The organism is Cupriavidus sp. FW305-3-2-15-C-LB2 (genome assembly GCF_058787575.1).
This window is the reverse complement of sequence record NZ_JBYSZW010000052.1, coordinates 18506-39485: the sequence shown is the minus strand read 5'-3', so window position 1 is coordinate 39485 and position 20980 is coordinate 18506. Positions and strand designations below refer to the sequence as shown.

Sequence of the window (20980 nt, the reverse complement as noted above, 5' to 3'; positions counted from 1 at the left end):
TGGTGCGTTCGACCATGCGCCTCAGCTGCGGCTGCCGCCGATGCCGTCCAGCCCCGGCGTGCGGAAGCGGATCACGTCCTTGTGGCCCAGGCCGTTCTCTTCCAGCGAGCGGTCCAGGTCGGGCTGCCAGGGCTGGCCGCCGCGCAGCCACTGCACCTGGCCCCAGTCGATGCGGGCAAAGTCGGGGTGGTAGCCGTAGACGCCGGGCAGCACCTTGTCGACCACGTCGCGCAGCGGCATCGACGGCGGGAACGGGAAGCAATGCGGCGCGCAGAACAGCAGGTGGCCGTCCCAGCCGATATAGAGCAGCCGGTTGCCGTGGAACACGGCCTCGCGGTCGGCCGCCTCGAAGGCGTAGTCGCCGATGGATACGACGGGCATGGTTGTCTCCTTGTCTTGTGATGGGGGCCGCTTCAGGCGGCGTCCGCGGCAGGCCCGATGCCCTTCCACGCGTTCCAGTTGCGCTGGTCCTGCGAGCCCTCGAAGTCCAGGTTGTCAGCGCCCGGGTTCAGCCGGTACCACTTGAGCACGTCCTCCAGCGTGGCGCCGCCGCAGTTGCCCTGGTAGATCTGGTGCACCGGCAGCCAGGCCTGCGCGTACTTGGCGGGCTCGTCGTCGAAGATGTCCTTGCAGCCGTCCGAGCAGAAATGGAACTTCATGCCGTGGTAGCTGCTTTCGCGGTAGCAGGTCTGGGTCGGGTCGTCCGGCTCCGAGAACACCATCGGGATCTGGCAGGTCTGGCACAGCATCGGCAGCGTGGTGTTGTAGAAGCGGTCGCCGGCCTGCTGGCGCTCCTGCCAGTGGTCCAGGCGCGGCTTGTAGTAGTGCTCGAAGGTCTGGGGGTACTTCTCGGCCAGCCATGCCATCTCGTCGGCCTTGGGCACCCAGGTGTGGAAGCCGGCGGCGCCCGCGTAGTTGTAGAAGGTGGCCCAGGCCTCGTGCGTGATGCGGTCCTTGGTCCTGGTGGCCACTTCGTGGTACTTGGGCATGCGCAGGCCGTAGCGCTCCAGGTCCTTGAACAGGGCCCCGCCCGCCTGCTCGAAGTACATCTCCCAGGCCTCGGCCCACGACATCACGCGCTTGGGCAGCATGTAGTCCATCATCATGCCGACCAGCGTGAGCAGTCGGAAGCCGCGCCAGAACCACTTGTCCAGCCACTTCTGCAGGATCGGGATATTGCCGGGGTCCTGCTCGCACAGGAACTTGACCACTTCCAGGCCCAGCGTCATGTGGCGCGACTCGTCGGACTGCGCGGAGAAGCCGAAGGTCACCGTGGCCATGTCGCCGTTGTAGGCGGCGCCGGACATGAACGGCATGAACAGCAGGTTGGTCAGCACATACTCGAACGAGAACGAGATCGCGGTGATGAACTCGAACGGGCCCGCGCTCATCGCGTCCTCGAAGTAGGACTTGGGCACCGACAGGTACCAGACCCGGTCGTGCATATGGCGCCATTCGCCAAAGCCGTGGAAGTACTTGTTGTAGACCGACAGCGTGTGCAGCTGGGTCTGGGCGTGGCGCAGCTCGTCGACCGACTGCATCTGCGCCGCCACGCGCGCGCCGGCGCCGCGGAAATGGCGGCCCAGGTGCGCGTAGCCGCGGTGGGCGGCGTATTCCAGCGGCGTCACGCCGGTCAGGAACAACCGCAGCGCGTTCAGGTAGCGCGGGTCGGATACGTTCAGGTGGCCGTTGTTCTGCACGAACGAGTCGATGATCGCGTACAGCTTGCGCTCCTTCTCCGACTGGTATTTCCAGTAGGCATCCATGGTCATGCGGAACGGGTCTTCCCATTTGTCCCAGTCGTGGATGCGGATGCCCTCGTACTTGTCGAACGGGAAGACCTTGTCCATCGGCTCGTAGGTCGTTTCCCAGGCCAGGTCCCGCGTCATCGAGGCGTACTTCTCGCGCAGGTTGAGCTTCTTGCGTGCGTCCATGATGTCTCCGTGATGTTCTGTGTGCCGCTGCCCGGTCAGGCGTTCCAGCGCAGCGTGAAGGCGTCTTCGTCTTCGTCGATGTTTCCGCACAGCGAGATCAGGTTCAGGTGGATCTCCTGCAGGTCCCAGTCGCGGCCGAGCTTGCCGGCCACCAGTTCGCGCACGATGGTCAGGTGGCCGGGGGCGTCGATCTTGACCATGGCGGGAAACTGCGACACCACCGCATGCGGGTTGGCCTCGGTGATGGCGTCGATGATGGGTCGGGTGTCGTCGTTGTTCTGCAGGGCGATATAGACGTTGGCAGCGGTGGCTGACATGGCGTGTCTCCGTGGGGTACGTCGTGGGCGGATCAGGCAGCCAGGCCGAGCCTGCCCAGGCGGACTTCGAACTGCTCGCGGCACAGCGCCACCATCTGCGCGCCGTCTTCGCCGGTGAGCGCATCGGCCACCGGCACCAGCGCCTGCGCCACCTCGGCGCAGGCGGCGCGCGCCCAGCCCGACAGCAGCGCGCGGTTGGCGTCGGACTCGGCCGCTGCGGCCTGGATCACGGCATCGACCCAGCGTGCGTGCTCGTCGCGCCAGTCGTTCATGAATTCGGTCAGCACCGCCAGCCCGGTGCCGCAGGCGCGCGCGATCACCGCGTCGGCATGCTGGTAGACCAGCGGGTAGAGCAGTCCGTCGAGCACCAGGTTCTGTGCGACGAAGGTCTCGAACCAGTCCCCGGTGACAAAGGTGTGCTCGACAAAGCGGCGCAGCGGCTGCCACGCGGCGCTCTCCAGCCAGGCCACCCTGGCCCGCTCCAGCGCCACGCCGGTATTGCCGTCCAGCAGCATGCCGATGCGCGACAGGTATTGGGCGATACCCAGGCGGTCCATCGCGCAATAGGTGCAGGCCTGCGTGATGGCCGTGCCCCAGCCATAGTCGGCGCAGTAGAAGTTGTTCATGTTGGCGCCCCACTCCACATGGCGCAGCGGCAGCAGGCCAACGGCCAGGCGTTCCTGCCATTCGGCCGGCAGCGCCTGCAGCAGCCCGCGCTTCTCGACGAAAGCAAAGCTCTTTTCGGTTGCATCCTGCTGGCGCCCACGCGCGGTCACGTAGGCGCCGTAGTAGAACTGGCGCGGGTCCTTCAGCGCGTACCAGTCCTGCATCACGATCGCCGTGCGGCGCTTGTCATACAGCTCGAAGCCTGGGTCCCAGGTGGGGCGGTAGTGGAAGTTCACCTCAGACTGCACGTCGTAGGTCGCCTCCTGGTAGCGCGACGCCGGCTTGTCGCCGAAGCGGCGCGCGACATGGCCGTAGGTCTGGCGCAGCGGCTGGATCTGCTGGGTCTTGATATCGACTTGCATCGCTTGGTCTCCTGTATCCCTTCTCTCTTTGTGATGCGGTGGCTGCGGCGTCAGTCGTCGGCTTGCGGCTGCGGCGCGGTTTCCAGCGGGGGCAGGAAGCGCACGCGGTTGACGCAGCAGAAGGCTTCGAACATCGGTTCCGGCATGATCAGTTCGACGTTGAGCTCCGGGTCGGCCACGCTGAAGGCGAACTGCACAAACCCTTCGGGGGTGCGGCCCTCGACCCGCACATAGCGCGGCGTGGCTTCGAACAGGGGAACCGACGGGGTGTTCATGGCGCGCTCCGTTGCGTTGGCTGGACGCAGGCCTTACTGCGAAGACCGTGCCAGCAAGCGCGCAGCGTTGTGGGACAAGGGTTACGGGGAATTGGCGATGGCGAGCGTGCGCGTTAACCCGGAAAGGTCCGCGCGAAACGCATCGATGAATTGATGAAGCTGCGCACAGGTCTTGATCAAATGATCAAAAGCCGCGCCGGGCGGGCGTTTGCGGGCAGCGAGCAGATGCGGATGGGATTGCCCTGCGGCGCAGCAGCGTGCGTGGGCAACCTGGGTGAGAAGACTTGATCTGGCAGGGAAAAATCGCTGGCGCGGTGCAGCATCGGGCAACTTCGGGCCGATGCGCGGCCCGGAGGGGCTGCATCAAATGATCAAGTGGGGAAGAAGCTGGAACTCGAGGCGCGTGGAAGACGCGATCGATGTTGATGACCACCGGCGCGCTCCCTCTCCCGCAAGCGGGAGAGGGGAGCAAACCCTCGGCACTTGAGGCGAGGAAACGGCGTCAGTTACCGTTGCCGTGCCCGTTACCGGCACGCGTACCGCGCATCTTCCACCGATACGCCAGCTGCGGCCGCGTAATGCCGAGCAACCGCGCCGCCTGGCTCATGTTGCCGTCGGCGCGCTGCATGGCCGCCTCCATCAGCACGGTCTCGACGTCGCCCAGCGCCAGCTGCTGCTCTGACATCTGGTCCAGCAGCGCATGGACCGCGGCTTCGCGCAGGTCTGGCAAGGTGCCGCCCGCGCCCAGCCGCGGCGCGGTATCCACCACCGGTGCCACGGTGCCCGGCAGGAACAGGTGGTCGGCGGTGATCTGGCCGCCCTGGCTGGCCAGGATCACGCCGCGCTCGATCACGTTCTCCAGTTCGCGCACATTGCCGGGCCAGTCATAGTGGCGCAGCTCGGCCAGCGCGCGGTCGGTGATGCCGACGATGCGCTTGCCGTGGCGCGCGCCGTAGCGGGCCACGAAGCGCTCGGCCAGCGGCCGGATGTCGTCCAGGCGCTCGCGCAGCGGCGGGATCGTGACCGGGTAGACGTTGAGGCGGTAGTACAGGTCCTTGCGGAAGGTGCCCTGCTTCACGGCTTCGGCCAGGTCGACATTGGTGGCGGCCACCAGCCGCACATCCACCTTGCGCGTGCCGGTGCCGCCCACGCGCTCGACCTCGCCTTCCTGCAGCACGCGCAGCAGCTTGGACTGGGCCGAGGCCGACAGCTCGCCCAGTTCGTCCAGGAACAGCGTGCCGCCATGCGCACGCTCGAAGCGCCCGGGGCGCGACTGGCTGGCGCCGGTGAAGGCGCCCTTTTCCACGCCGAACAGCTCGGACTCGATCAGCTCATCGGGAATCGCCGCGCAGTTCACGGCAATGAAGGGCTTGTCGGCGCGCCCGCTCACGCTGTGCAGCGCCTGCGCGAACCGCTCCTTGCCCACGCCGGTCTCGCCCAGCAGCAGCACCGTCACGTTGCTGGCCGCGGCCCGCTGCAGCAGGCCCCAGGCGGCACGGAAGCCGGGCGAGGTGCCGACCAGGTCGGCCGGCGTGGCCGGGGTGCCCTGCAGCGCGCGCAGGTGCTCTACCTCGCTCTGCAAGGCGATGATGGTTTCGATCACGGGATCGGGCTGGTACAGCGCCAGCGCCTGCGCGCCGTCTTCCCAGGCTTCCACCGGCTTGCCGATGATGCGGCAGTGCGGATGGCCGCAGGCGATGCACTCGACCTCGCGGTACAGGATGGTGCGCCCCATCAGCGCCGAGGTGTAGCCGGTGGCGTAGCCGATCTGCATCCAGCAGGCAGGCTCGTCGACGATGCCGAACAGCTGGCGGTGGACGTCGCCCTCGAAGGAGTCTTCCCACAGGAATTCGCCATCGTAGATGCCGGCGGCGATGTCGATGTCGACCTTGACCGGCGTGACCCGCACCACCCCCTCGATGGTATGCAGGCAGGGCCCGATCTCCAGCTGGCCGAAGTCGCTGTGGCCGGCGCGCAGCTTGCGCGCGACCTCCGCATCGCGCATGCCCGAATGGAAGCCCATGCGCATGAACAGGCCGCGCGCGCGCTCCATGCCCAGGGTGTCCACCAGTTCCTTGCGCAGCGCGCCCAGGGCGGCGGTATGGATCAGGATCATGCGCTGCTCGTCCAGCCAGATCGCACCCTCCTCCATGGCGAAGCGCAGGCGGCGGGCGAGATCGGCCAGGCCATCGCGCATGGTGGCCGAGAACTTGTCGGTTGAACTGCTCATTGTCTCCCCTCAGTGCCGGCGGGTGATCCGCTCGAGTGTGCCTTTCGGCTGGCATCTTACGCACATTATGTGCCAGGGAGACGGGGGCAGGGTAATGACATTCCCCCGGAGCATTTCCGGGGGCGTCTCCCTATGAACCGCGTTGGTCCGGGCCGCTCAATCCGCCCGGATACCCCGCTGGCGGATCAGCACACCCCACTTGTCGGTTTCCTTCGCCAGGTGCTCGCGCAGCACCGCCGGCGAACTGCCGATCGGCTCGGCGCCGATCAGCGCCAGCCGCTTCTGCACCGCAGGCTTGCGCAGCGCCTCGAGCATGGCGCGGTTGAGCGTGTCGATGACCGGCTGCGGCGTCTTCGCCGGCACAAAGGCGGCGAACCACGGCGACAGCTCATAGCCCGGCAGGCCGGCCTCCGCCACCGTCGGCACGTTGGGCAGCGCGCTGGAGCGCTTGCTGGTGGTGACCGCGATCGCCGTCAGCTTGCCCGATTCGATATGCGGCCTGGCCGAGGTGATGCTGTCGAACATGTAGTCGACCTGGCCGCCCAGCAGGTCCGTCATGGCCGGGCCGCTGCCCTTGTAGGGGATATGCAGCATGTCGACGCCGGCCATCGAGGTGAACAGCTCGCCTGCCAGGTGGATCGAGGTGCCATTGCCCGCGGAGGCATAGGTGTACTTGCCCGGCGCCGCCTTGGCGTGCGCCACCACGTCCTTGACGGTGCTTTCCTGGCGCCGCGCCTTGCTGGCCACCAGCACGTTGGGCACCACCGCCAGCAGCGACACCGGCGCGAAGTCCTTGACCGGGTCGTAGCTCAGCCGGCCGTACAGCGCCGGGTTCACGGCCATGCCGTTGGCAACGATGATCATCGTGTAGCCGTCGGCGGGCGCGCGCGCCACCAGTTCGGCGCCGATATTGCCGCCGGCGCCCGGCCGGTTCTCGACCACGATGGCCTGGCCCAGCGTGCGCGACATGTCTTCGCCCAGCGTGCGCGCGATATTGTCCATGGCACCGCCCGCGGGGAACGGCACGATCCAGCGGATCGGATGGTCGGGATAGGCCGCGTGCGCGGCCGGCGCTGCGAACGACAGGCCGGCAGCCAGTGCCAGCGCCCCTGCGCGGCTGGTGCTTGCCAGCCGCTGGAATAACGTCTTCATTGGTCTCCTCACTTGATGCGTGCAGGCACCGGTGTGCCATGCGGGGGGTGCGCTGCCTGCCAGTTCAGCCGCGCCGGTAGTGCGCCAGCTTGTCTTCGTCCAGCGCCAGCCCCAGGCCGGGGCCTTCAGGCAGGTGCAGGCTGAAGTCGCGGTACTCGGGGCGCTGCTGCACGATATCGTCCTTGAGCAGCAGCGGTCCGAACAGCTCGGTGCCCCAGGCCAGCTGCGGCAGCGTGCAGAAGCCATGCGCCGCGGCGATGGTGCCGACGCTGCCCTCCAGCATGGTGCCGCCGTACAGCGCGATGCCGGCGGCGTCGCCCACCGCGGCGGTGCGCAGCATGCCGAAGATGCCGCCGGCCTTGGCGATCTTCAGCGCGAACACGTCGGCGCCGCCGATGCGCGCCAGTTCCATCGCGTCTTCCGGGCCGCACACCGCTTCATCGGCCATGATCGGCACCACGAAGCGCGCGGCCAGCCGGGCCAGCGCCATGCGCTGCTCACGCGGAGTGGGCTGCTCGATCAGGTCGATGCCGGCGGCTTCCAGCATGGCGATGCCGGTGGCGGCGTCGGCCTCGTTCCAGGCCTGGTTGACGTCGACGGTGACGCGCGCCCGCTCGCCCAGCGCGCGCTTGATCGCGGCCACGTGGGCCACGTCGTCGCGCACGCTGCGCCGGCCGATCTTCAGCTTGAAGGTATGGTGGCGGCGCTCGGCCAGCAGTTGCTCGGCCTCCGCGATGTCGCGGGCGGTGTCGCCGCTGGCAAGCGTCCACAGCACCGGCAGGGTCGAGCGCACCGCGCCCCCCAGCAGCGTGGCCAGCGGCACGCCCAGGCGCTTGCCCTGCGCATCCAGCAACGCGGTCTCCAGCGCTGACTTGGCGAAGCGGTTGCCGCGCGCGACCTTGCCCAGGCGCGCCATCGCGCCATGCACGTTGGTGGCATCCTGGCCAGCCAGCGCGGGGGCCAGGTAGGTGTCGATGGTCAGCTTGATGCCTTCCGGACTTTCGTCGCCATAGGACAGGCCGCCGATGGTGGTGGCCTCGCCGATGCCCTCCACGCCGTCGCTGCAGCGCAGCCGCACGATCACCAGCGTCTGCTGCTGCATGGTGGCCATGGCCAGCTGGTGTGCCCGGATGGTGGGCAGGTCCACCAGGATGGCTTCCACCGAAGTGATAGTCGTGGTCATACCTTGTCGATGCGAATTGATCATTGAAGCCAAGTATGCGGCTTGACTTTGCCGGCGTCCAAGACCGATGATGTCTCAATCGATACCCTACAGGTATGGGAGCAGGACACCAATGGAACTCCGGCACCTGCGTTATTTCCAGGTCGTGGCCCAGGAACTCAACGTCACCCGCGCCGCCGAGCGGCTGCATATGGCGCAGCCGCCGCTGTCGCGCCAGATCCGCCAGCTGGAAGAAGAAGTGGGCGTGGCACTGTTCGACCGCGTCGGCCGCGGGCTGCGGCTGACCGAGGCCGGCCGCTTCCTGCTGGAGCAGACCACCCAGCTGACGCAGCGGCTGGAAGAAACCATCGAAGGCACGCGCCGCATCGGGCGGCAGGACAAGCGCTGGTTCGGCATCGGCTTCGTGCCGTCGGTGCTGTATGGCGTGCTGCCGGAACTGATCCGCGAACTGCGCGAATCAGACCGGCACGACCAGCAGGTGGAGGTAGGACTGGCCGAGATGATCACCGTGGAGCAGATCGAGGCGCTCAAGGCCGGCCGCATCGACCTGGGCTTCGGCCGCATCGCGCTGAACGATCCCGCCATCCGCCAGCAGGTGGTGATGGCCGAGCCACTGGTGGCAGCGCTGCCCGCACGCCTGCCCGCGCCGCGCCGCAAGGCGCTGACGCCACAGGCGCTGGCGGCGCAGCCGTTCATTCTTTACCCGGCCCGGCCGCGGCCCAGCTATGCCGACCACCTGCTGTCGATGTTCCGCGCGCAGGGCCTGCAGTTGCGTGTGGCGCAGGAGGCCAACGAACTGCAGACCGCGCTGGGGCTGGTGGCGGCCGGCATCGGCATCACGCTGGTGCCGGCCTCGATCCAGCGCCTGCATCGTGACGACGTGCGCTACTGCCCGATCGACGCGCCGGGCTTCGTGTCGCCGGTGATCATGAGCTATCGCGAAGGCGACACGTCACCGTTCCTGGCGCGGGCGGTGGAATGGGTGATGCGGCAGGCGCAGTAAGCTGCATCAGGTGCCGGTGAACTGCGGCGTGCGCTTTTCCTTCCAGGCCAGCGCGCCTTCGCGGATGTCCTGCGACTGGGTGGCCCGGCTGATGTCGCCAGCCAGCGCCTCGGCATCCAGCGCGCCGCGCCCGATCGCGTTCAGGTGCCGCTTGTGTGCACACGATGGGGCCCCACGCACGCCAGCCTGACTGAGAGCGGGCGGGGCCAGCCAGCAATTGCCAACTCTGCCAGCGCGACACTTTTGGTTACAAAACCAAATCGCCAAATGTGTTTGATGTCAAACATCTGACATTTGACCAATCAACAATCGCTCGCTGTCACGACAAGCCAAGGCCAACCGCACCCGAACCGGCCAGTTCCCCGCGCTTGTCGTCCGCGCGGCGGAAGTCCATGGGCCTGCATCCGATGTCGGCGCATGGGCTCGGCAATCGTTATCCCCCTCAACGACTACAGGGCATGCACACATGAGACCTTCATTGCTGTCGCGTTCCGCCCGGCCATGGCTGGCGGCCGGCACCCTCACCCTCGCACTGATGCTTACCGCCTGCGGCGGCGACGATTCGCCGGGCGCGACGGGCGGCACCCTCCAGCCCAGCGGCGCCAATGGCACCAAGCCGGACCAGCCAGGCAAGCCTGACCAGCCCGGCACCTGCACCACGCGTTGCGCCCCGTGATGCGGGCCCGCTTTCCGATCCAGCGACAGACCGACCAGCGACAGCCATGACCTTCAACCCGTCTAAGCGACATTTCCTCAAGACCAGCCTCGGCACCGGCGCCGCCGCCGCGGTGCTGGCCAGCTTTCCGCCCAGCATCCGCCGCGCGCTCGCCATCGAGGCCAACAACGCCACCGGCACCATCCAGGACGTCAAGCACGTCGTGATGGTGATGCTGGAAAACCGCTCGTTCGACAACTACTTCGGCACCTTCAAGGGCGTGCGCGGCTACGGCGACCGCTTCGCGATCCCGTTGCCCAATGGCAAGAACGCGTTCTACCAGACCGATGCCAACGGCAACCTCCTGACGCCCTACCATCTCGACGAAACCCAGGGCAACGCGCAGCGCGCGGGCGGCACGCCGCACACCTGGCCCGATGCGCAGGCCGCGTGGGACCACGGGCGCATGGACCGCTGGCCGGTCGCGAAGAAAGCGCTGTCGATGGGCTACTACGATGACGCCGAGATCCCGTTCCAGCGCGCGCTGGCTGACGCCTTCACGCTGTGCGATGCCTACCACTGCGCGATGCACACCGGCACCATTCCCAACCGCCTGTTCTACTGGACCGGCAGCAATGGTCCCACCGGCGACAACGTCGCGGTGATGATTAACGAGTTCAACGCGGGCGCGGATGTTGGCCCCTCCACCGAAGGCTGGACCTGGAAAACCTATGCCGACCGCCTGCAGGCCGCCGGCGTGGGCTGGAAGGTCTACCAGAACGTGCCGGACAACTATGGCTGCAACCAGATGATGAGCTTCCGGCACTGGCGCGCAGAGATGGAGAAGATGCCCGTCGGACGCAAGCTCTCCAACACCGCCGGCACCGGCGTCAACCCGCCCTACAACCCCGACATCGACGACCAGTACAGCCCGCTGGCCAAGGGCTTCTGCAACACCATGTCCGACGGCGGCTTCCTGCAGTCGCTGCGCGACGACGTGCTCAACGGCAAGCTGCCCGAGGTGTCGTGGATCATCCCGCCGGCCGAGTTCAGCGAGCACCCCGGCCCGTCCAGCCCGGCCAAGGGCGGCTGGTACGTGCAGGCCATCCTGGACGCGCTGACGGCATCGCCCGAGGTCTGGAGCAAGACCGTGCTGCTGATCAACTTCGACGAGAACGACGGCTTCTTCGACCACAGCCCGCCGCCGACCGCGCCGTCGCGCAACCTGGACGGCACGCTGGCCGGCAAGTCGACCCTCGACGACGCGCAGATGGCGTACGAGTACTTCAACTTCCAGCCCGCCACGGCCAAGCAGCCGCCGCAGGACGGCAAGCCCTTCGGCCCCGGCCCGCGCGTGCCGCTGTGGGTGGTGTCGCCGTGGAGCCGCGGCGGCTGGGTCAACTCTGAAGTGTTCGACCACACCTCGGTGCTGCGCTTCCTGGAGGCGCGCTTCGGCGTGATGGAGCCGCAGATCAGCGCCTATCGTCGTGCCATCTGCGGCGACCTGACCAGCGCCTTCAACTTTGCCACGCCCAACACCGAGATCCTGCCCACGCTGGCCGGCCGCACCACCCGTGCCGACGCCACCAGCCTGACCGCATGGCAGCAGACCCAGCCGGCGATCCCGGTGCCGGCCACGCCCGCGCTGCCTGAGCAGGACACCGGCACGCGTCCGTCGCGCAAGCTGCCATATGAACTGCATACCAGTGCACGCGTCGATGCCACATCCAAGGCAGTCCGCCTGCTGTTCGCCAACGCCAGCACCAACCAGGCCGGCGCGCTGTTCCACGTCTATGACAAGCTGCACCTCGACCGCATTCCGCGCCGCTACGTGGTCGAAGCCGGCAAGACGCTGGACGACGTGTGGAACATCAATGCCGACGGCGGCAAGTACGACCTGTGGGTGCTGGGGCCCAACGGCTATCACCGCTCGTTCTCCGGCGATATCAACGAAGCGGTGACCACGTCCACCGAAATCCAGGTCTGCTACAACCCGTGCAGGAAGCCCACGATCCAGGTGAAGCTGCATAACGACAGCGATGCCGACGTGACCTTCACCGTCACGGCGCTGGCCTACCGCGACGACGGCCCGTGGACCCAAAGCCTGAAGCGGGGCAAGGTGGAAACGCTGGAATGGCCGGTGGCCGACAGCGGCAACTGGTATGACTTCGTCGTGACCTGCGAGGCCAGCCCGTCGTTCGCGCGGCGCCTTGCGGGGCGGATGGAGACCGGCGAGGACGCGGTCAGCGATCCGGAGATGGGAGTGGTTTGATGCCCTGCCTGCGGGGATGAGCGGAGTCCGTCGTGCCTCGGCGTGGCGGGCTCTTGCATGCAGCATGCAGGATCAAGGCGCAGTCGCATCGACTTGCCAGGTACAGCCATCGCATTGACAGCCTCACCGCCCCATGCTGTATTCGGCCGGCACCCACGCGAACCCCTTGCCCTCGCGCCGCACGTGGCCGATACCCGGGAAGGAGATATGCGCCGCGCCCACCCAATAGCCCTTGGCCGCTGCATCCGCCATGGCGCGCTTGCGCATCTTCACCGCGGCCGTGGAATCCACGTCGAAATCGATGGCTACGCCGGGCTCGGGGAACTGCAGGTGCTGCGCATGGATGGTGTCGCCCCACAGTTGCAGCCGCTGTCCTTCGCTACTGATCTCATAGAACGTGTGGCCCGGCGTATGGCCCGGCATGCGCAGCGGACGGATGCCGGGAAACAGCTCATGCTCGTCGTCGAAGCTGCGGACCTTGTCGGCTTTCAGATAGGGTGCGAACACTGCCTCCGCCTGCGCGAAGTTGTGCCGCTGGCCCGATGCCGCCCTGGCGGCGTTGGCCGGATTCAGCCAGAACTCAGCGTCGCGGCGGTCGACGTAGACCACGGCATTCGGGAATATGGCCTTGCCATCGACGGCAAGCCCGCCGGAGTGATCCACGTGGATGTGGGTCAGCAGCACCGCATCGATCTGCTCCGGCTGGTAGCCGGCCGCACGGATGTTGTCCGGCAGCTTGCCGCCCACGCCCGGGCCAAACAGGCTGCCCGCGCCCGCATCGACCAGCACCAGGTGCTGGCCGGCGTTGACCAGGAACGCATTGACAGAGGTCTCGGGCTGAGTGGACTGGTAGTTGCGCGCCTGCACCGACGCAATGTGCTCATGCGACGCATGCTTGAGCAGCTTGCTGATCGGCACGTTGACAGTGCCGTCCGACAGCGCCGTGATCTCGAACTTGCCGAGCTTCATGCGGTAGTAGCCGGGCGCCTGCGTGCCGACCTGGGGTGCGCCGGCATGTGCCGGGATGGCTACCACTGACCAGAGCAGCATACCGACCAGAAGTGCGCGGTGCCACAGGGGGGGCTTAGCCGGGGAATGAGGTGTGTTCATTGTGTTTGCCTGGAAAATGACCGCGAGCGAAAGGGATGCCCGCGTGTTGCGCAGGATTCTGGCGGCCGCGGCGGCATCGCACAAATCGATTGGAATGATTGCCGGTATCGCTGCAGGCGATACCGCAGCGGAGGCTGCGCGAGCCCTGTGGCGCTCGCGTCATTCATTCCGCCACGGAAACTATCGCATCAAAAAACTTCACTAGGCCCGCACGGGGCCGTCGCCGATACTCGTCCACAGTTACACCACGACGACGAGGGAGTCAGCATGAGGAAGTCAGCAGTTCAAGTCCTGGCCGCGGGGATCTTCGGCGCGCTGCCATGGGCACCGGCGGCCGTGCAAGCGGCGTGGCCGGAGAAGCCGGTGCGCCTGATCGTGCCGACCGCGCCGGGCGGCGCGCCGGACATCGTCGCGCGCCTGTTCGGCGATGCGCTGTCCAGGCGCCTCGGCCAGGCCGTAATCGTCGAGAACCGGCCGGGCGCGGGCGGAAATATCGGCATGCAGGCGCTGCTGGCCGCACCGTCGGACGGCTATACGATCGGCTACGGCAACAATGCCACGCTGTCGACCAATCGCTTCCTTTACAGCAAGCTCCCCTACGATCCGGACAAGCTGGTGCCCATCGTCGGCCTGGTCACGACCTTCAACATCCTCGCCGTCAATCCGTCGCTACCGGTCAAGTCCACCGGGGAACTGGTGGCATACTCCCGCGCCAATCCGGGCAAGCTCTCCATGGGCTCGGCGGGCAACGGCACCACCAGCCACCTGGGCGGCGAGCTGTTCAAGGTCATGGCCAATCTCAGCATCACACACGTGCCCTACAAGGGCAGCACGCCGGCGCTGCAGGACCTGGTCGGCAACAACGTGCAGTTGATGTTCGACAATGTGCCTTCGATCGGACCGTACGTGACGTCCAACCGCGTACGCGCGCTGGCGGTGACCTCAAGCAAGCGCTCGCCGCACTTCCCGGATTTGCCCACCATGGCGGAGGCCGGCCTCAAGGGCTATGAACTGACGGCATGGGCGGGCCTGGTTGCCGCGCCGGGCACTCCCACCGAGGTGATTGAGCGGATCAACCGGGAAATCAACGCGATCATCAATGACCCGGCATTCCGTGCCCAACTGGACAAGCTCTCATTCGATCCGCTGGGCGGCACCGCGCGCGACTTCCAGGCGCTGATCGCGAGCGAGACCGTCAAGTTCGGCGAGCTGGTGCGCAAGAGCGGCGCCAGGGTCGATTGAGAGAGAACACCATGCAAACGCACCAAGACCTGCACTTCAAACTGATCATCCGCAATGGCGACGTCATCGACGGCACCGGCGCGCCGCGCCGCACGGCCGACGTCGGCGTGGCGGATGGCGAGATCGTCGCCATCGGCAACCTCGCGGCAGCGCGGGCAGATACCGAAGTCGATGCCACCGGCCTGATCGTAGCGCCTGGGTTCATCGACACGCACACGCACGACGACTGGATGGTGTTCCAGTCCCCCGACATGCTGCCGAAGGTCACGCAGGGCGTGACCACCATCATCGCGGGCAACTGCGGCATCAGCCTGTTCCCGCTGGTCACCGACAGCATTCCGCCGGCTCCGCTCGACATCATGCGTGGCGGCTACCGCTTCGATTCTGTGCGCGCCTACCGGGAAGCGTTTGCGGTGCGGCCGGCGGCTGTGAATGTCGCGGTGCTGGTGGGGCAGTCCACGCTGCGCGCCAGGCGCATGGGACAGCTCGGCCTGCCCGCCAGCGATGCCGAGATCGAGAGCATGCGCCAGGATGTGGAGAACGCCCTGCGCCAAGGCGCGATCGGAGTGTCCACCGGCACCTTCTATCCGCCTTCGGCCGCGGCACCCGAGGATGAAATCGTGCGCATGTGCGAGCCGATGAAGCGGCTCGGCGGTGTGCTGGTGTCGCATATGCGCGATGAGAGCGACAACATCAGCGAGTCGATCGACGAGACCGCGCGCATTGGCAAGGCGCTGGGCGTATCGACCGTCATCTCGCACCACAAGCTGGTAGGCAAGCAGAACCATGGCCGCAGCCGCCATACCCTGGCCCAGGTGCGCAACCTGGCCGAAACCATGCCGCTGTGCCTGGACTGCTATCCGTATGCGGCGTCATCGACCATGCTGCGGCCCGAACGGGTGCATCAGTGCGACCGCATCCTGATCACGTGGTCGGCCCCGCACCCTGAGGCCGCGGGGCGCTACCTGGAGGACCTGGCGCAGGAGTGGGGGCAGACGCGCCATGAGGTTGCAAGGCAGCTGGTACCAGGCGGCGCGGTTTACTTCATCATGGACGAGACGGACGTCCGCGACATCCTGACCTATCCGGACACGATGGTCGGCTCAGACGGCATTCCCTCCGACGAAACCCCACACCCGCGGCTGTGGGGCACGTTCCCGCGCGTGCTGGGGCTGTACTCGCGCGACCTGGGCCTGTTCCCGCTGGAACGCGCGGTCCACAAGATGACCGGACTGCCGGCGCAGCGCTTTGGACTGGAGCGGCGTGGAGAACTCAGGCCGGGCCATGTCGCCGACATCACCGTCTTCGATCCGGCAACGATCCAGGACCGCGCCACCTTCGACGACCCGCAGCAGCCGTCAGTGGGCGTGCGGCATGTGTTCGTCGCCGGTGAGGCCACCCTGCGCGACGGCCTGCCGGCCAGCACCCGTCCCGGGCGCTTCGTCACTTCCACCCTGGTGAAGGCGGACCAGGCCGGCTGAGGACGCGCTTCACCTAGCGCCCGCTTGCATCGGCGCTTTGCTCAAGCAGCCACGCGATGAAGGTCTGCATCGCCGGGCTGTCGCGCTTGTCCTCCGGACAGATGAAGTAGTAGGCCTTGGGTGAGACATAGGGCTCGTCGGACAGGCGCAGCAGCCGGCCGGCCTTGATGTCTTCACCCGCCACATAATCGGGCAGCAGGGCCACGCCCATGCCGCTGACGGCGGCCTGCAGACCCATGGTCAGCAGACCATAGCGTGAGCCGTCGTCGGGATGCGGCAGCTTGATCCCGGCCTGCCGGAGATAGGCGGGCCAGGCCTCCAGCGCGGCGATCTGGTGCAGCAGCGGCAAGCGCTTCACGGCCTTGGCCAGCGTTCCGCCGCCAGGCAGCAACTCAGGCGCGCACATCGGATAGAGCACCAGCGGCATGACCTTCAGGCTGAAATGGCGTGGCGGCGGCCCCGCACAATACATGATCGCCGCATCGAGCCCGGTGCTTTCCAGGTCGACCGGCCCCACCTTGGTCGTGACGTTTAGCTGGATCTGCGGCTGCGCCTTGACGAACCTGAGAATGCGCGGCAACAGCCAGATATTGCCCAGCGAAACCGGCACCGACAGGTTCAGCCGCCCGCCCGCGGCGCGGCCGGACTGCACCTCCATGGTCGCTTCCTCCAGCAGCGCCAGCGCCTTGCGCACGTTCCTGAGGTAATCCTCGCCCGCGGGTGTCGCCGCCACCGCGCCTTTGCGCCGGTTCAGCATGCGCGCGCCGAGGAACGATTCCAGCTCGGTGATCTGCTTGCTGACCGCGCTCTGCGTCAGGCAGAGTTCCTCGGCCGCCCCGGTGACGCTGCCCGTGCGGGCCGTGGTCTCGAATGCGATCAGGTTCGCCAGCGCAGGCAGGTGGCGGCCGTTTGTACTTTTCATGGCGGTAGGGCGTGACGGGAAGCCGACTTCGGTTTGAGGGGCCGTTCGCGTGCTGGCATTGTCATCCATTCATTCCCTGAAGGAAAGAAGCATGGACAAAACTTCCATTGCCTGCCGGCACGGCTGCACCAATACTGGCGTCATGCCGCCTGATTGCCGATGACTCCGATGCCTGCTGCCGCCCCTCGCCTTGTGCCTGATCGTTTCGACCTTCTCGAGGCCTCCATCGGGGAACTCGCCGCCGCCATGCACGCCGGCCGGATCAGCGCAGCGGGTCTGGTGGACTACTACCTCGCGCGTATCGCCGCCTTCGACAAGGACGGGCCGCGCATCAATGCGATCAGTTGCATCAATCCCGCTGCCATGCACGAGGCGCGAGTCCTGGACGACGAACTGCGCACGCACGGCCCGCGCGGGCCTCTGCACGGCATACCGATGGTGGTCAAGGACAATATCGATACTGTCGGCATGCCGACCACTGCCGGCTGCGCGGCACTGCGGCAGGCCTACCCGCGCGCCGACGCGGCCTGCGTGGCGCGCCTGCGCGCGGCCGGTGCCATCGTACTGGCCAAGACCAACATGTCGGAACTGGCCGCCTCTAACGGGCGCTTCGGGTACAGCTCTGCCAACGGCCTGACGTTGAACCCCTATCGCTTATCCCGCAACGCCAGCGGTTCCAGCAGCGGCACCGGTGCGGCAGTGGCGGCCAATTTCGCGGCGTTCGGGCTGGGGACCGATTCGTTCGGCTCCGTGCGCGGTCCGGCATGCGTGCATGCGCTGGCCGGTATCCGGCCTACGCATGACCTGGTGGAGTCGGCCGGCGTACTGCCGCTGGCCACATCGTTCGATATCGTCGGGCCCTTGGCCCGTAACGCCGACGATGCGGCCATGGTCCTGGATGCACTGGTGCCGGGCTCAGGCGTTATCGCACAGCCGGCGTCGCTGGCTGGCCGCAGGCTGGGCATCGTGACCGACTTCGCCGGAGGCAGCGACGAGGTCGACGCACTCTTTGCAACCGCAACGGAGGCGATGCGGGCGGCGGGCGCCGTGACGATACCCGTGCGTCTGCCGGCATTGGCGCTCACGCTCTACGCCGACCTGCTGGACGCTATCGTACAAGCGGAATGGGTGCGTGGGCTCGATGCCTACCTGGGACAGTTGCCTGGCGGTGCTCCGGCCAGCACGGCCGCACTGCTGGCGCACATCACCACCACGGACCTCTCCACGGATGCGCACCAAATGAACCCGCTTACGCTTGCCGCGCTGCGGCATGCGTTCGAGATGCGAGACACGCTGCCCCAAGCCAATGTTGCAGCGGCACGCCGCTTCGGCGCCATGCTCGACGACATCCTGCGCGGGCGTGGCCTGGAGGCCCTGGTATTTCCCACGCTGGCCTGCCCGGCCTCGCCGCGCTTTGACATGGCGGACGCCACTTACCATTGCCGGGCGCAGCAGCCGCTGGCGGCAATGCATATGGCAAGCGCCAGCGGCTTTCCGGAGGTCAGCGTACCCATGGGATTCACGTCGGCTGACATCCCAGCCGGGATGTCGTGGCTTGGACGTCCACGCAGCGATGCCGTGCTGCTGGCCATTGCGTCGGCCTTCGAGCGCGCGACCGGGCACCGCCGCCCACCCGTCAGCACGCCGGCCCTGGCATGACGACGGCCGGCTTGCCGCGGATTGCACGCGATGTTCCAATGCCCTATCTGCGGGGGAGGGTAGCAAGATGAGCATTAAGGAAGGCCATTTTCGCGGCGTCGACCTGAACCTGATGGTAACGCTGACCGTGCTGCTGCGCGAGCGTAGCGTCTCGCGCGCCGCGGCGCGCCTGCACCTGGGACAGCCAGCCGTCAGCGGTGCACTGGCACGGCTGCGGGAAGATGTTCGACGACCCGTTGCTGGTACGCACCGCTCACGGCATGGAGCCGACCGAGCGCGCACTGGAACTCGAGCGGCGCCTGCTGCCGGCCCTCGGCGAGATCGAGGCCGCCCTGCTGCAGCGGCGCGACTTCGACCCGCTTACGTCGGACCGGACTTTCGTGGTCGGGATGCCGGACTGGGTGGAGCTATGGCTCGCGCCGCGCATTCTGCCGAGCCTCAGCACCTGCGCGCCGGGCGTGCGACTGGCCATCGTGCCGACGGACCCGTTCCGTGGCACCGAGATGCTCGAGCGCAATGAGATGGACCTCGGTATCGGGCCATTCGCCAAGGGCGCGGCATGGCGGCGCGAGCGCGCCTGGCAGACCATGGGCTTTCGCTGCGTCTATGGGGCCGCGCCGCTGGATGCCTGCCAGATCCTGTCGCTGCAAGACTATCTGCGGTTTCCGCATGTGCTGGTGTCATATCGCGGCGCTTTCGACAGCACCGCCGATACGTGGCTGGCCACCCAGGGCCAGGCGCGGGACGTGCGCTACAGCAGTGCGCGCTTCGCCAGCGTACCGGCCATCCTGAAGGGAACCGCTGCACTGGCAACGGTGCCGGCGGTGCTGGCGGACCAATGGTGCGCCACCGAAGGCATGCGCCAGCTTCCCTGCCCCGTGCCGATGCCTGACTTCACGGTGACCGCAGTCTGGTCCGCGGCAAGGGACAATGATGCGGGCCTGATGTGGCTGGCAAATACGTTCGCCGGGCTTGCACAGGATGGCGTGCCCGCTGGCATATGACGCTTCCCTGACGGGTGATGCTCGGACCCGGTCAGGCCTTGCGCCAGACTGGCGAAGAAGAAATCGCCACCTTGCGCGGCAGGATCTGCTGCGCGGTGAAGGCATCGGCGATGCGCTGCTGCTCGGCCAGCGCGGCGGCGTCGACCGTGCGCACCGCATAGCTGCGCCGTGCGTTCGCAGCTTCCACCGTGGCCGCATCCAGGCCGATCAGCGGCGCGTGCCAGCGCGCTGCCTCGGCCGGATTGCGCTTGACCCAGTCGCCCGCGTCGCGCAACGCATCGAACACCACCTCGAGCACCTCCGCATGCGCGCGCGCGAACGGCGTCGCCGCCAGGTAGAAGCGCCGATAGCTGGCCAGCCCCTCGCCATCGCGCAGCAAGCGCGCATTGGCCTGGCGCTGCACCGCGGCCAGGAACGGGTCCCAGATCACCCATGCCGCCACGCTGCCGCGCTCGAACGCCGCGCGGGCGTCGGCCGGGCTCAGGTATGCCGGTTCGATATCGCGGATCGACAGACCCGCGCGCGCCAGCGCTTCCAGCACCAGGTAGTGCGCGCCTGCGCCCTTGGCAAATGCCACCCGCTGCCCCTTGAGCTGCGCCACCTCGCGGATCGGCGAGTCGCCACGCACGACAATGGCCTGTGCCTGCGGCGAAGGCGTCTCGCTGGCGTAGTAGGTCAGCGCGGCACCCGCGGCCAGCGCAAACGGCGGCACCGCATCGGCCACGTCGGCGCTCAGGTCGATATTGCCGAGGTTCAGCGCTTCAAGCAGCGGCAAGCCCGAGGTGAATTCGTACCACTGCACCGTCACCCCCTTGGGCGCCAGCGCCTTCTCCAGCGTCTGCCGCGACTTCAGCAGGATCATCAGCGTGGAGGACTTCTGGTAGCCGATGCGCAGCACGGTCTGTCCCTGCCCCCAGCTGACGCCTGGCAGCGCACTGGCGGCGACTGCGGTCAGAAGCAGGCGGCGGCGTGAATCGTGGGTCGGGTTCATGACGGTGCTCCGGGCTTTCATCAGGAGCGCCAGCTTAGTCACGGGCCCGCACAAAGCCAACGAAGATTGTCGCGGATGCTTATGCGCCGCGCGCGCGGATCACCGCGGGCCGGCGCTATCATCTGCCATTCCTGCGCAACTACCGAACGAAAACCATGAACCTGTCTGCCGGCATCCCCATCCTCCGGATCTTCTCGGTCGACAAGGCCAAGGAGTTCTACCTCGACTTCCTCGGCTTCACGCTCGACTGGGAGCATCGGTATGAAGAGGGATTTCCGCTGTACGCGCAGGTCAGGCGCAGCGGCCTGACGCTGCACCTGAGCGAGCATTATGGCGACGCCACGCCCGGATCGACGGTGTTCGTGACGGTGGAGGATGTCGATGCGCTGCAGCAGGAGCTGTCTGCCAAGGACTATCCGTACGCGAGGCCCGGTGTGGCGGATGTGGGCTGGGGGCGGATGCTGCAGGTGGCCGATCCGTTCGGGAACCGGCTGCGGTTTTGCGAGGTGGCGGAGGATTAGG

The 20980-nt window shown here is 67.2% G+C and carries 21 protein-coding genes and 1 pseudogene; 10 read left to right on the top strand and 12 right to left on the bottom strand.

Annotation, left to right across the window (positions count from 1 at the left end; translation table 11 throughout):
* Positions 1-21: 21 nt before the first annotated feature.
* The 8 genes from AC3WRR_RS28740 to AC3WRR_RS28705 all read right to left on the bottom strand — a co-directional run bounded on the left by AC3WRR_RS28740 (position 22) and on the right by AC3WRR_RS28705 (position 8119).
* Positions 22-381 (bottom strand): phenol hydroxylase subunit P4, encoded by a 360-nt coding sequence (locus AC3WRR_RS28740; RefSeq protein ID WP_010810417.1) that lies wholly within the window; start codon positions 379-381, stop codon positions 22-24.
* 32 nt (positions 382-413) lie between these two features.
* Positions 414-1934 (bottom strand): aromatic/alkene/methane monooxygenase hydroxylase/oxygenase subunit alpha, encoded by a 1521-nt coding sequence (locus AC3WRR_RS28735; RefSeq protein ID WP_058698501.1) that lies wholly within the window; start codon positions 1932-1934, stop codon positions 414-416.
* A gap of 35 nt (positions 1935-1969) precedes the next feature.
* Complete coding sequence (locus AC3WRR_RS28730) at positions 1970-2251, bottom strand: MmoB/DmpM family protein (RefSeq protein WP_010810419.1); 282 nt, start codon at positions 2249-2251, stop codon at positions 1970-1972.
* Between the two features lie 32 nt (positions 2252-2283).
* On the bottom strand, positions 2284-3279 hold the full coding sequence (locus AC3WRR_RS28725) for an aromatic/alkene monooxygenase hydroxylase subunit beta (protein WP_010810420.1): 996 nt from the start codon (positions 3277-3279) through the stop codon (positions 2284-2286).
* A gap of 50 nt (positions 3280-3329) precedes the next feature.
* A complete protein-coding gene (locus AC3WRR_RS28720) occupies positions 3330-3554 on the bottom strand; it encodes a phenol hydroxylase subunit (protein WP_010810421.1) in 225 nt (74 codons plus the stop codon).
* A 502-nt stretch (positions 3555-4056) separates the two neighbouring features.
* The gene (gene poxR / locus AC3WRR_RS28715; RefSeq protein ID WP_010810422.1) at positions 4057-5784 is read right to left on the bottom strand and encodes a phenol degradation transcriptional regulator PoxR; all 1728 of its coding nucleotides are present in this window, start codon (positions 5782-5784) and stop codon (positions 4057-4059) included.
* A gap of 156 nt (positions 5785-5940) precedes the next feature.
* Entirely contained in the window at positions 5941-6936 is a 996-nt protein-coding gene (locus tag AC3WRR_RS28710) for a tripartite tricarboxylate transporter substrate binding protein (RefSeq protein WP_492298752.1), read from the bottom strand.
* Positions 6937-7000: 64 nt separating this feature from the next.
* A complete protein-coding gene (locus tag AC3WRR_RS28705; RefSeq protein ID WP_010810424.1) occupies positions 7001-8119 on the bottom strand; it encodes a muconate/chloromuconate family cycloisomerase in 1119 nt (372 codons plus the stop codon).
* A 112-nt stretch (positions 8120-8231) separates the two neighbouring features.
* Between AC3WRR_RS28705 and AC3WRR_RS28700 the strand changes: the two genes are divergently transcribed.
* Complete coding sequence (locus AC3WRR_RS28700) at positions 8232-9122, top strand: LysR family transcriptional regulator (RefSeq protein WP_010810425.1); 891 nt, start codon at positions 8232-8234, stop codon at positions 9120-9122.
* Between the two features lie 6 nt (positions 9123-9128).
* Here AC3WRR_RS28700 and AC3WRR_RS28695 read toward each other — a convergent pair whose 3' ends face one another.
* Positions 9129-9302 (bottom strand): hypothetical protein, encoded by a 174-nt coding sequence (locus AC3WRR_RS28695; protein ID WP_010810426.1) that lies wholly within the window; start codon positions 9300-9302, stop codon positions 9129-9131.
* A 298-nt stretch (positions 9303-9600) separates the two neighbouring features.
* Between AC3WRR_RS28695 and AC3WRR_RS28690 the strand changes: the two genes are divergently transcribed.
* Together AC3WRR_RS28690 and AC3WRR_RS28685 are read left to right on the top strand one after the other, a co-directional pair.
* Positions 9601-9798 carry a hypothetical protein gene (locus AC3WRR_RS28690; RefSeq protein WP_010810427.1) on the top strand — a complete coding sequence of 66 codons (198 nt, stop codon included), beginning with the start codon at positions 9601-9603 and terminating at the stop codon, positions 9796-9798.
* A gap of 46 nt (positions 9799-9844) precedes the next feature.
* Positions 9845-12049, top strand: a complete 2205-nt coding sequence (locus AC3WRR_RS28685; protein WP_492298749.1) for a phosphocholine-specific phospholipase C — start codon at positions 9845-9847, stop codon at positions 12047-12049.
* Between the two features lie 123 nt (positions 12050-12172).
* Here AC3WRR_RS28685 and AC3WRR_RS28680 read toward each other — a convergent pair whose 3' ends face one another.
* Positions 12173-13099, bottom strand: coding sequence for an MBL fold metallo-hydrolase (locus tag AC3WRR_RS28680; RefSeq protein WP_058698504.1), 927 nt, complete (start codon positions 13097-13099; stop codon positions 12173-12175).
* Between the two features lie 52 nt (positions 13100-13151).
* On the opposite strand from AC3WRR_RS28680, the gene AC3WRR_RS28675 reads away from it, so the two are divergent.
* The 3 genes from AC3WRR_RS28675 to AC3WRR_RS28665 all read left to right on the top strand — a co-directional run bounded on the left by AC3WRR_RS28675 (position 13152) and on the right by AC3WRR_RS28665 (position 15882).
* On the top strand, positions 13152-13364 hold the full coding sequence (locus AC3WRR_RS28675; RefSeq protein ID WP_492298747.1) for a hypothetical protein: 213 nt from the start codon (positions 13152-13154) through the stop codon (positions 13362-13364).
* Positions 13365-13426: 62 nt separating this feature from the next.
* Complete coding sequence (locus AC3WRR_RS28670; protein WP_010810430.1) at positions 13427-14401, top strand: Bug family tripartite tricarboxylate transporter substrate binding protein; 975 nt, start codon at positions 13427-13429, stop codon at positions 14399-14401.
* Positions 14402-14430: 29 nt separating this feature from the next.
* Positions 14431-15882, top strand: coding sequence for an N-acyl-D-amino-acid deacylase family protein (locus tag AC3WRR_RS28665; RefSeq protein ID WP_051398593.1), 1452 nt, complete (start codon positions 14431-14433; stop codon positions 15880-15882).
* Positions 15883-15895: 13 nt separating this feature from the next.
* On the opposite strand, the gene AC3WRR_RS28660 is transcribed toward AC3WRR_RS28665, so the two are convergent.
* Complete coding sequence (locus AC3WRR_RS28660) at positions 15896-16804, bottom strand: LysR substrate-binding domain-containing protein (protein ID WP_010810432.1); 909 nt, start codon at positions 16802-16804, stop codon at positions 15896-15898.
* Between the two features lie 192 nt (positions 16805-16996).
* Here AC3WRR_RS28660 and AC3WRR_RS28655 point away from each other — a divergent pair, with 192 nt between their 5' ends.
* The 3 genes and pseudogenes from AC3WRR_RS28655 (at position 16997) to AC3WRR_RS28645 (ending at position 19467) form a co-directional block, all read left to right on the top strand.
* Entirely contained in the window at positions 16997-18463 is a 1467-nt protein-coding gene (locus AC3WRR_RS28655) for an amidase (protein ID WP_492298744.1), read from the top strand.
* Positions 18378-18635 (top strand): annotated as a pseudogene (locus AC3WRR_RS28650) (hypothetical protein); the annotation flags it as partial. The gene AC3WRR_RS28655 and the pseudogene AC3WRR_RS28650, both read left to right, overlap by 86 nt.
* Before the next feature lie 49 nt (positions 18636-18684).
* Entirely contained in the window at positions 18685-19467 is a 783-nt protein-coding gene (locus AC3WRR_RS28645) for a LysR substrate-binding domain-containing protein (protein WP_492298742.1), read from the top strand.
* A 31-nt stretch (positions 19468-19498) separates the two neighbouring features.
* On the opposite strand, the gene AC3WRR_RS28640 is transcribed toward AC3WRR_RS28645, so the two are convergent.
* Positions 19499-20458, bottom strand: coding sequence for an aliphatic sulfonate ABC transporter substrate-binding protein (locus AC3WRR_RS28640; RefSeq protein ID WP_454749411.1), 960 nt, complete (start codon positions 20456-20458; stop codon positions 19499-19501).
* 155 nt (positions 20459-20613) lie between these two features.
* Here AC3WRR_RS28640 and AC3WRR_RS28635 point away from each other — a divergent pair, with 155 nt between their 5' ends.
* On the top strand, positions 20614-20979 hold the full coding sequence (locus tag AC3WRR_RS28635) for a glyoxalase superfamily protein (protein WP_058698510.1): 366 nt from the start codon (positions 20614-20616) through the stop codon (positions 20977-20979).
* The last annotated feature ends 1 nt before the right edge of the window (position 20980 follow it).

Coding starts and splice junctions, on each gene's coding strand:
- AC3WRR_RS28705 (WP_010810424.1), bottom strand. CDS start 8,119: ATGACCACGACTATCACTTCGGTGGAAGCCATCCTGGTGGACCTGCCC.
- AC3WRR_RS28635 (WP_058698510.1), top strand. CDS start 20,614: ATGAACCTGTCTGCCGGCATCCCCATCCTCCGGATCTTCTCGGTCGAC.
- AC3WRR_RS28640 (WP_454749411.1), bottom strand. CDS start 20,458: ATGAACCCGACCCACGATTCACGCCGCCGCCTGCTTCTGACCGCAGTC.
- AC3WRR_RS28720 (WP_010810421.1), bottom strand. CDS start 3,554: ATGAACACCCCGTCGGTTCCCCTGTTCGAAGCCACGCCGCGCTATGTG.
- AC3WRR_RS28725 (WP_010810420.1), bottom strand. CDS start 3,279: ATGCAAGTCGATATCAAGACCCAGCAGATCCAGCCGCTGCGCCAGACC.
- AC3WRR_RS28700 (WP_010810425.1), top strand. CDS start 8,232: ATGGAACTCCGGCACCTGCGTTATTTCCAGGTCGTGGCCCAGGAACTC.
- AC3WRR_RS28710 (WP_492298752.1), bottom strand. CDS start 6,936: ATGAAGACGTTATTCCAGCGGCTGGCAAGCACCAGCCGCGCAGGGGCG.
- poxR (WP_010810422.1), bottom strand. CDS start 5,784: ATGAGCAGTTCAACCGACAAGTTCTCGGCCACCATGCGCGATGGCCTG.
- AC3WRR_RS28670 (WP_010810430.1), top strand. CDS start 13,427: ATGAGGAAGTCAGCAGTTCAAGTCCTGGCCGCGGGGATCTTCGGCGCG.
- AC3WRR_RS28680 (WP_058698504.1), bottom strand. CDS start 13,099: ATGCTGCTCTGGTCAGTGGTAGCCATCCCGGCACATGCCGGCGCACCC.
- AC3WRR_RS28685 (WP_492298749.1), top strand. CDS start 9,845: ATGACCTTCAACCCGTCTAAGCGACATTTCCTCAAGACCAGCCTCGGC.
- AC3WRR_RS28740 (WP_010810417.1), bottom strand. CDS start 381: ATGCCCGTCGTATCCATCGGCGACTACGCCTTCGAGGCGGCCGACCGC.
- AC3WRR_RS28660 (WP_010810432.1), bottom strand. CDS start 16,804: ATGAAAAGTACAAACGGCCGCCACCTGCCTGCGCTGGCGAACCTGATC.
- AC3WRR_RS28645 (WP_492298742.1), top strand. CDS start 18,685: ATGTTCGACGACCCGTTGCTGGTACGCACCGCTCACGGCATGGAGCCG.
- AC3WRR_RS28735 (WP_058698501.1), bottom strand. CDS start 1,934: ATGGACGCACGCAAGAAGCTCAACCTGCGCGAGAAGTACGCCTCGATG.
- AC3WRR_RS28730 (WP_010810419.1), bottom strand. CDS start 2,251: ATGTCAGCCACCGCTGCCAACGTCTATATCGCCCTGCAGAACAACGAC.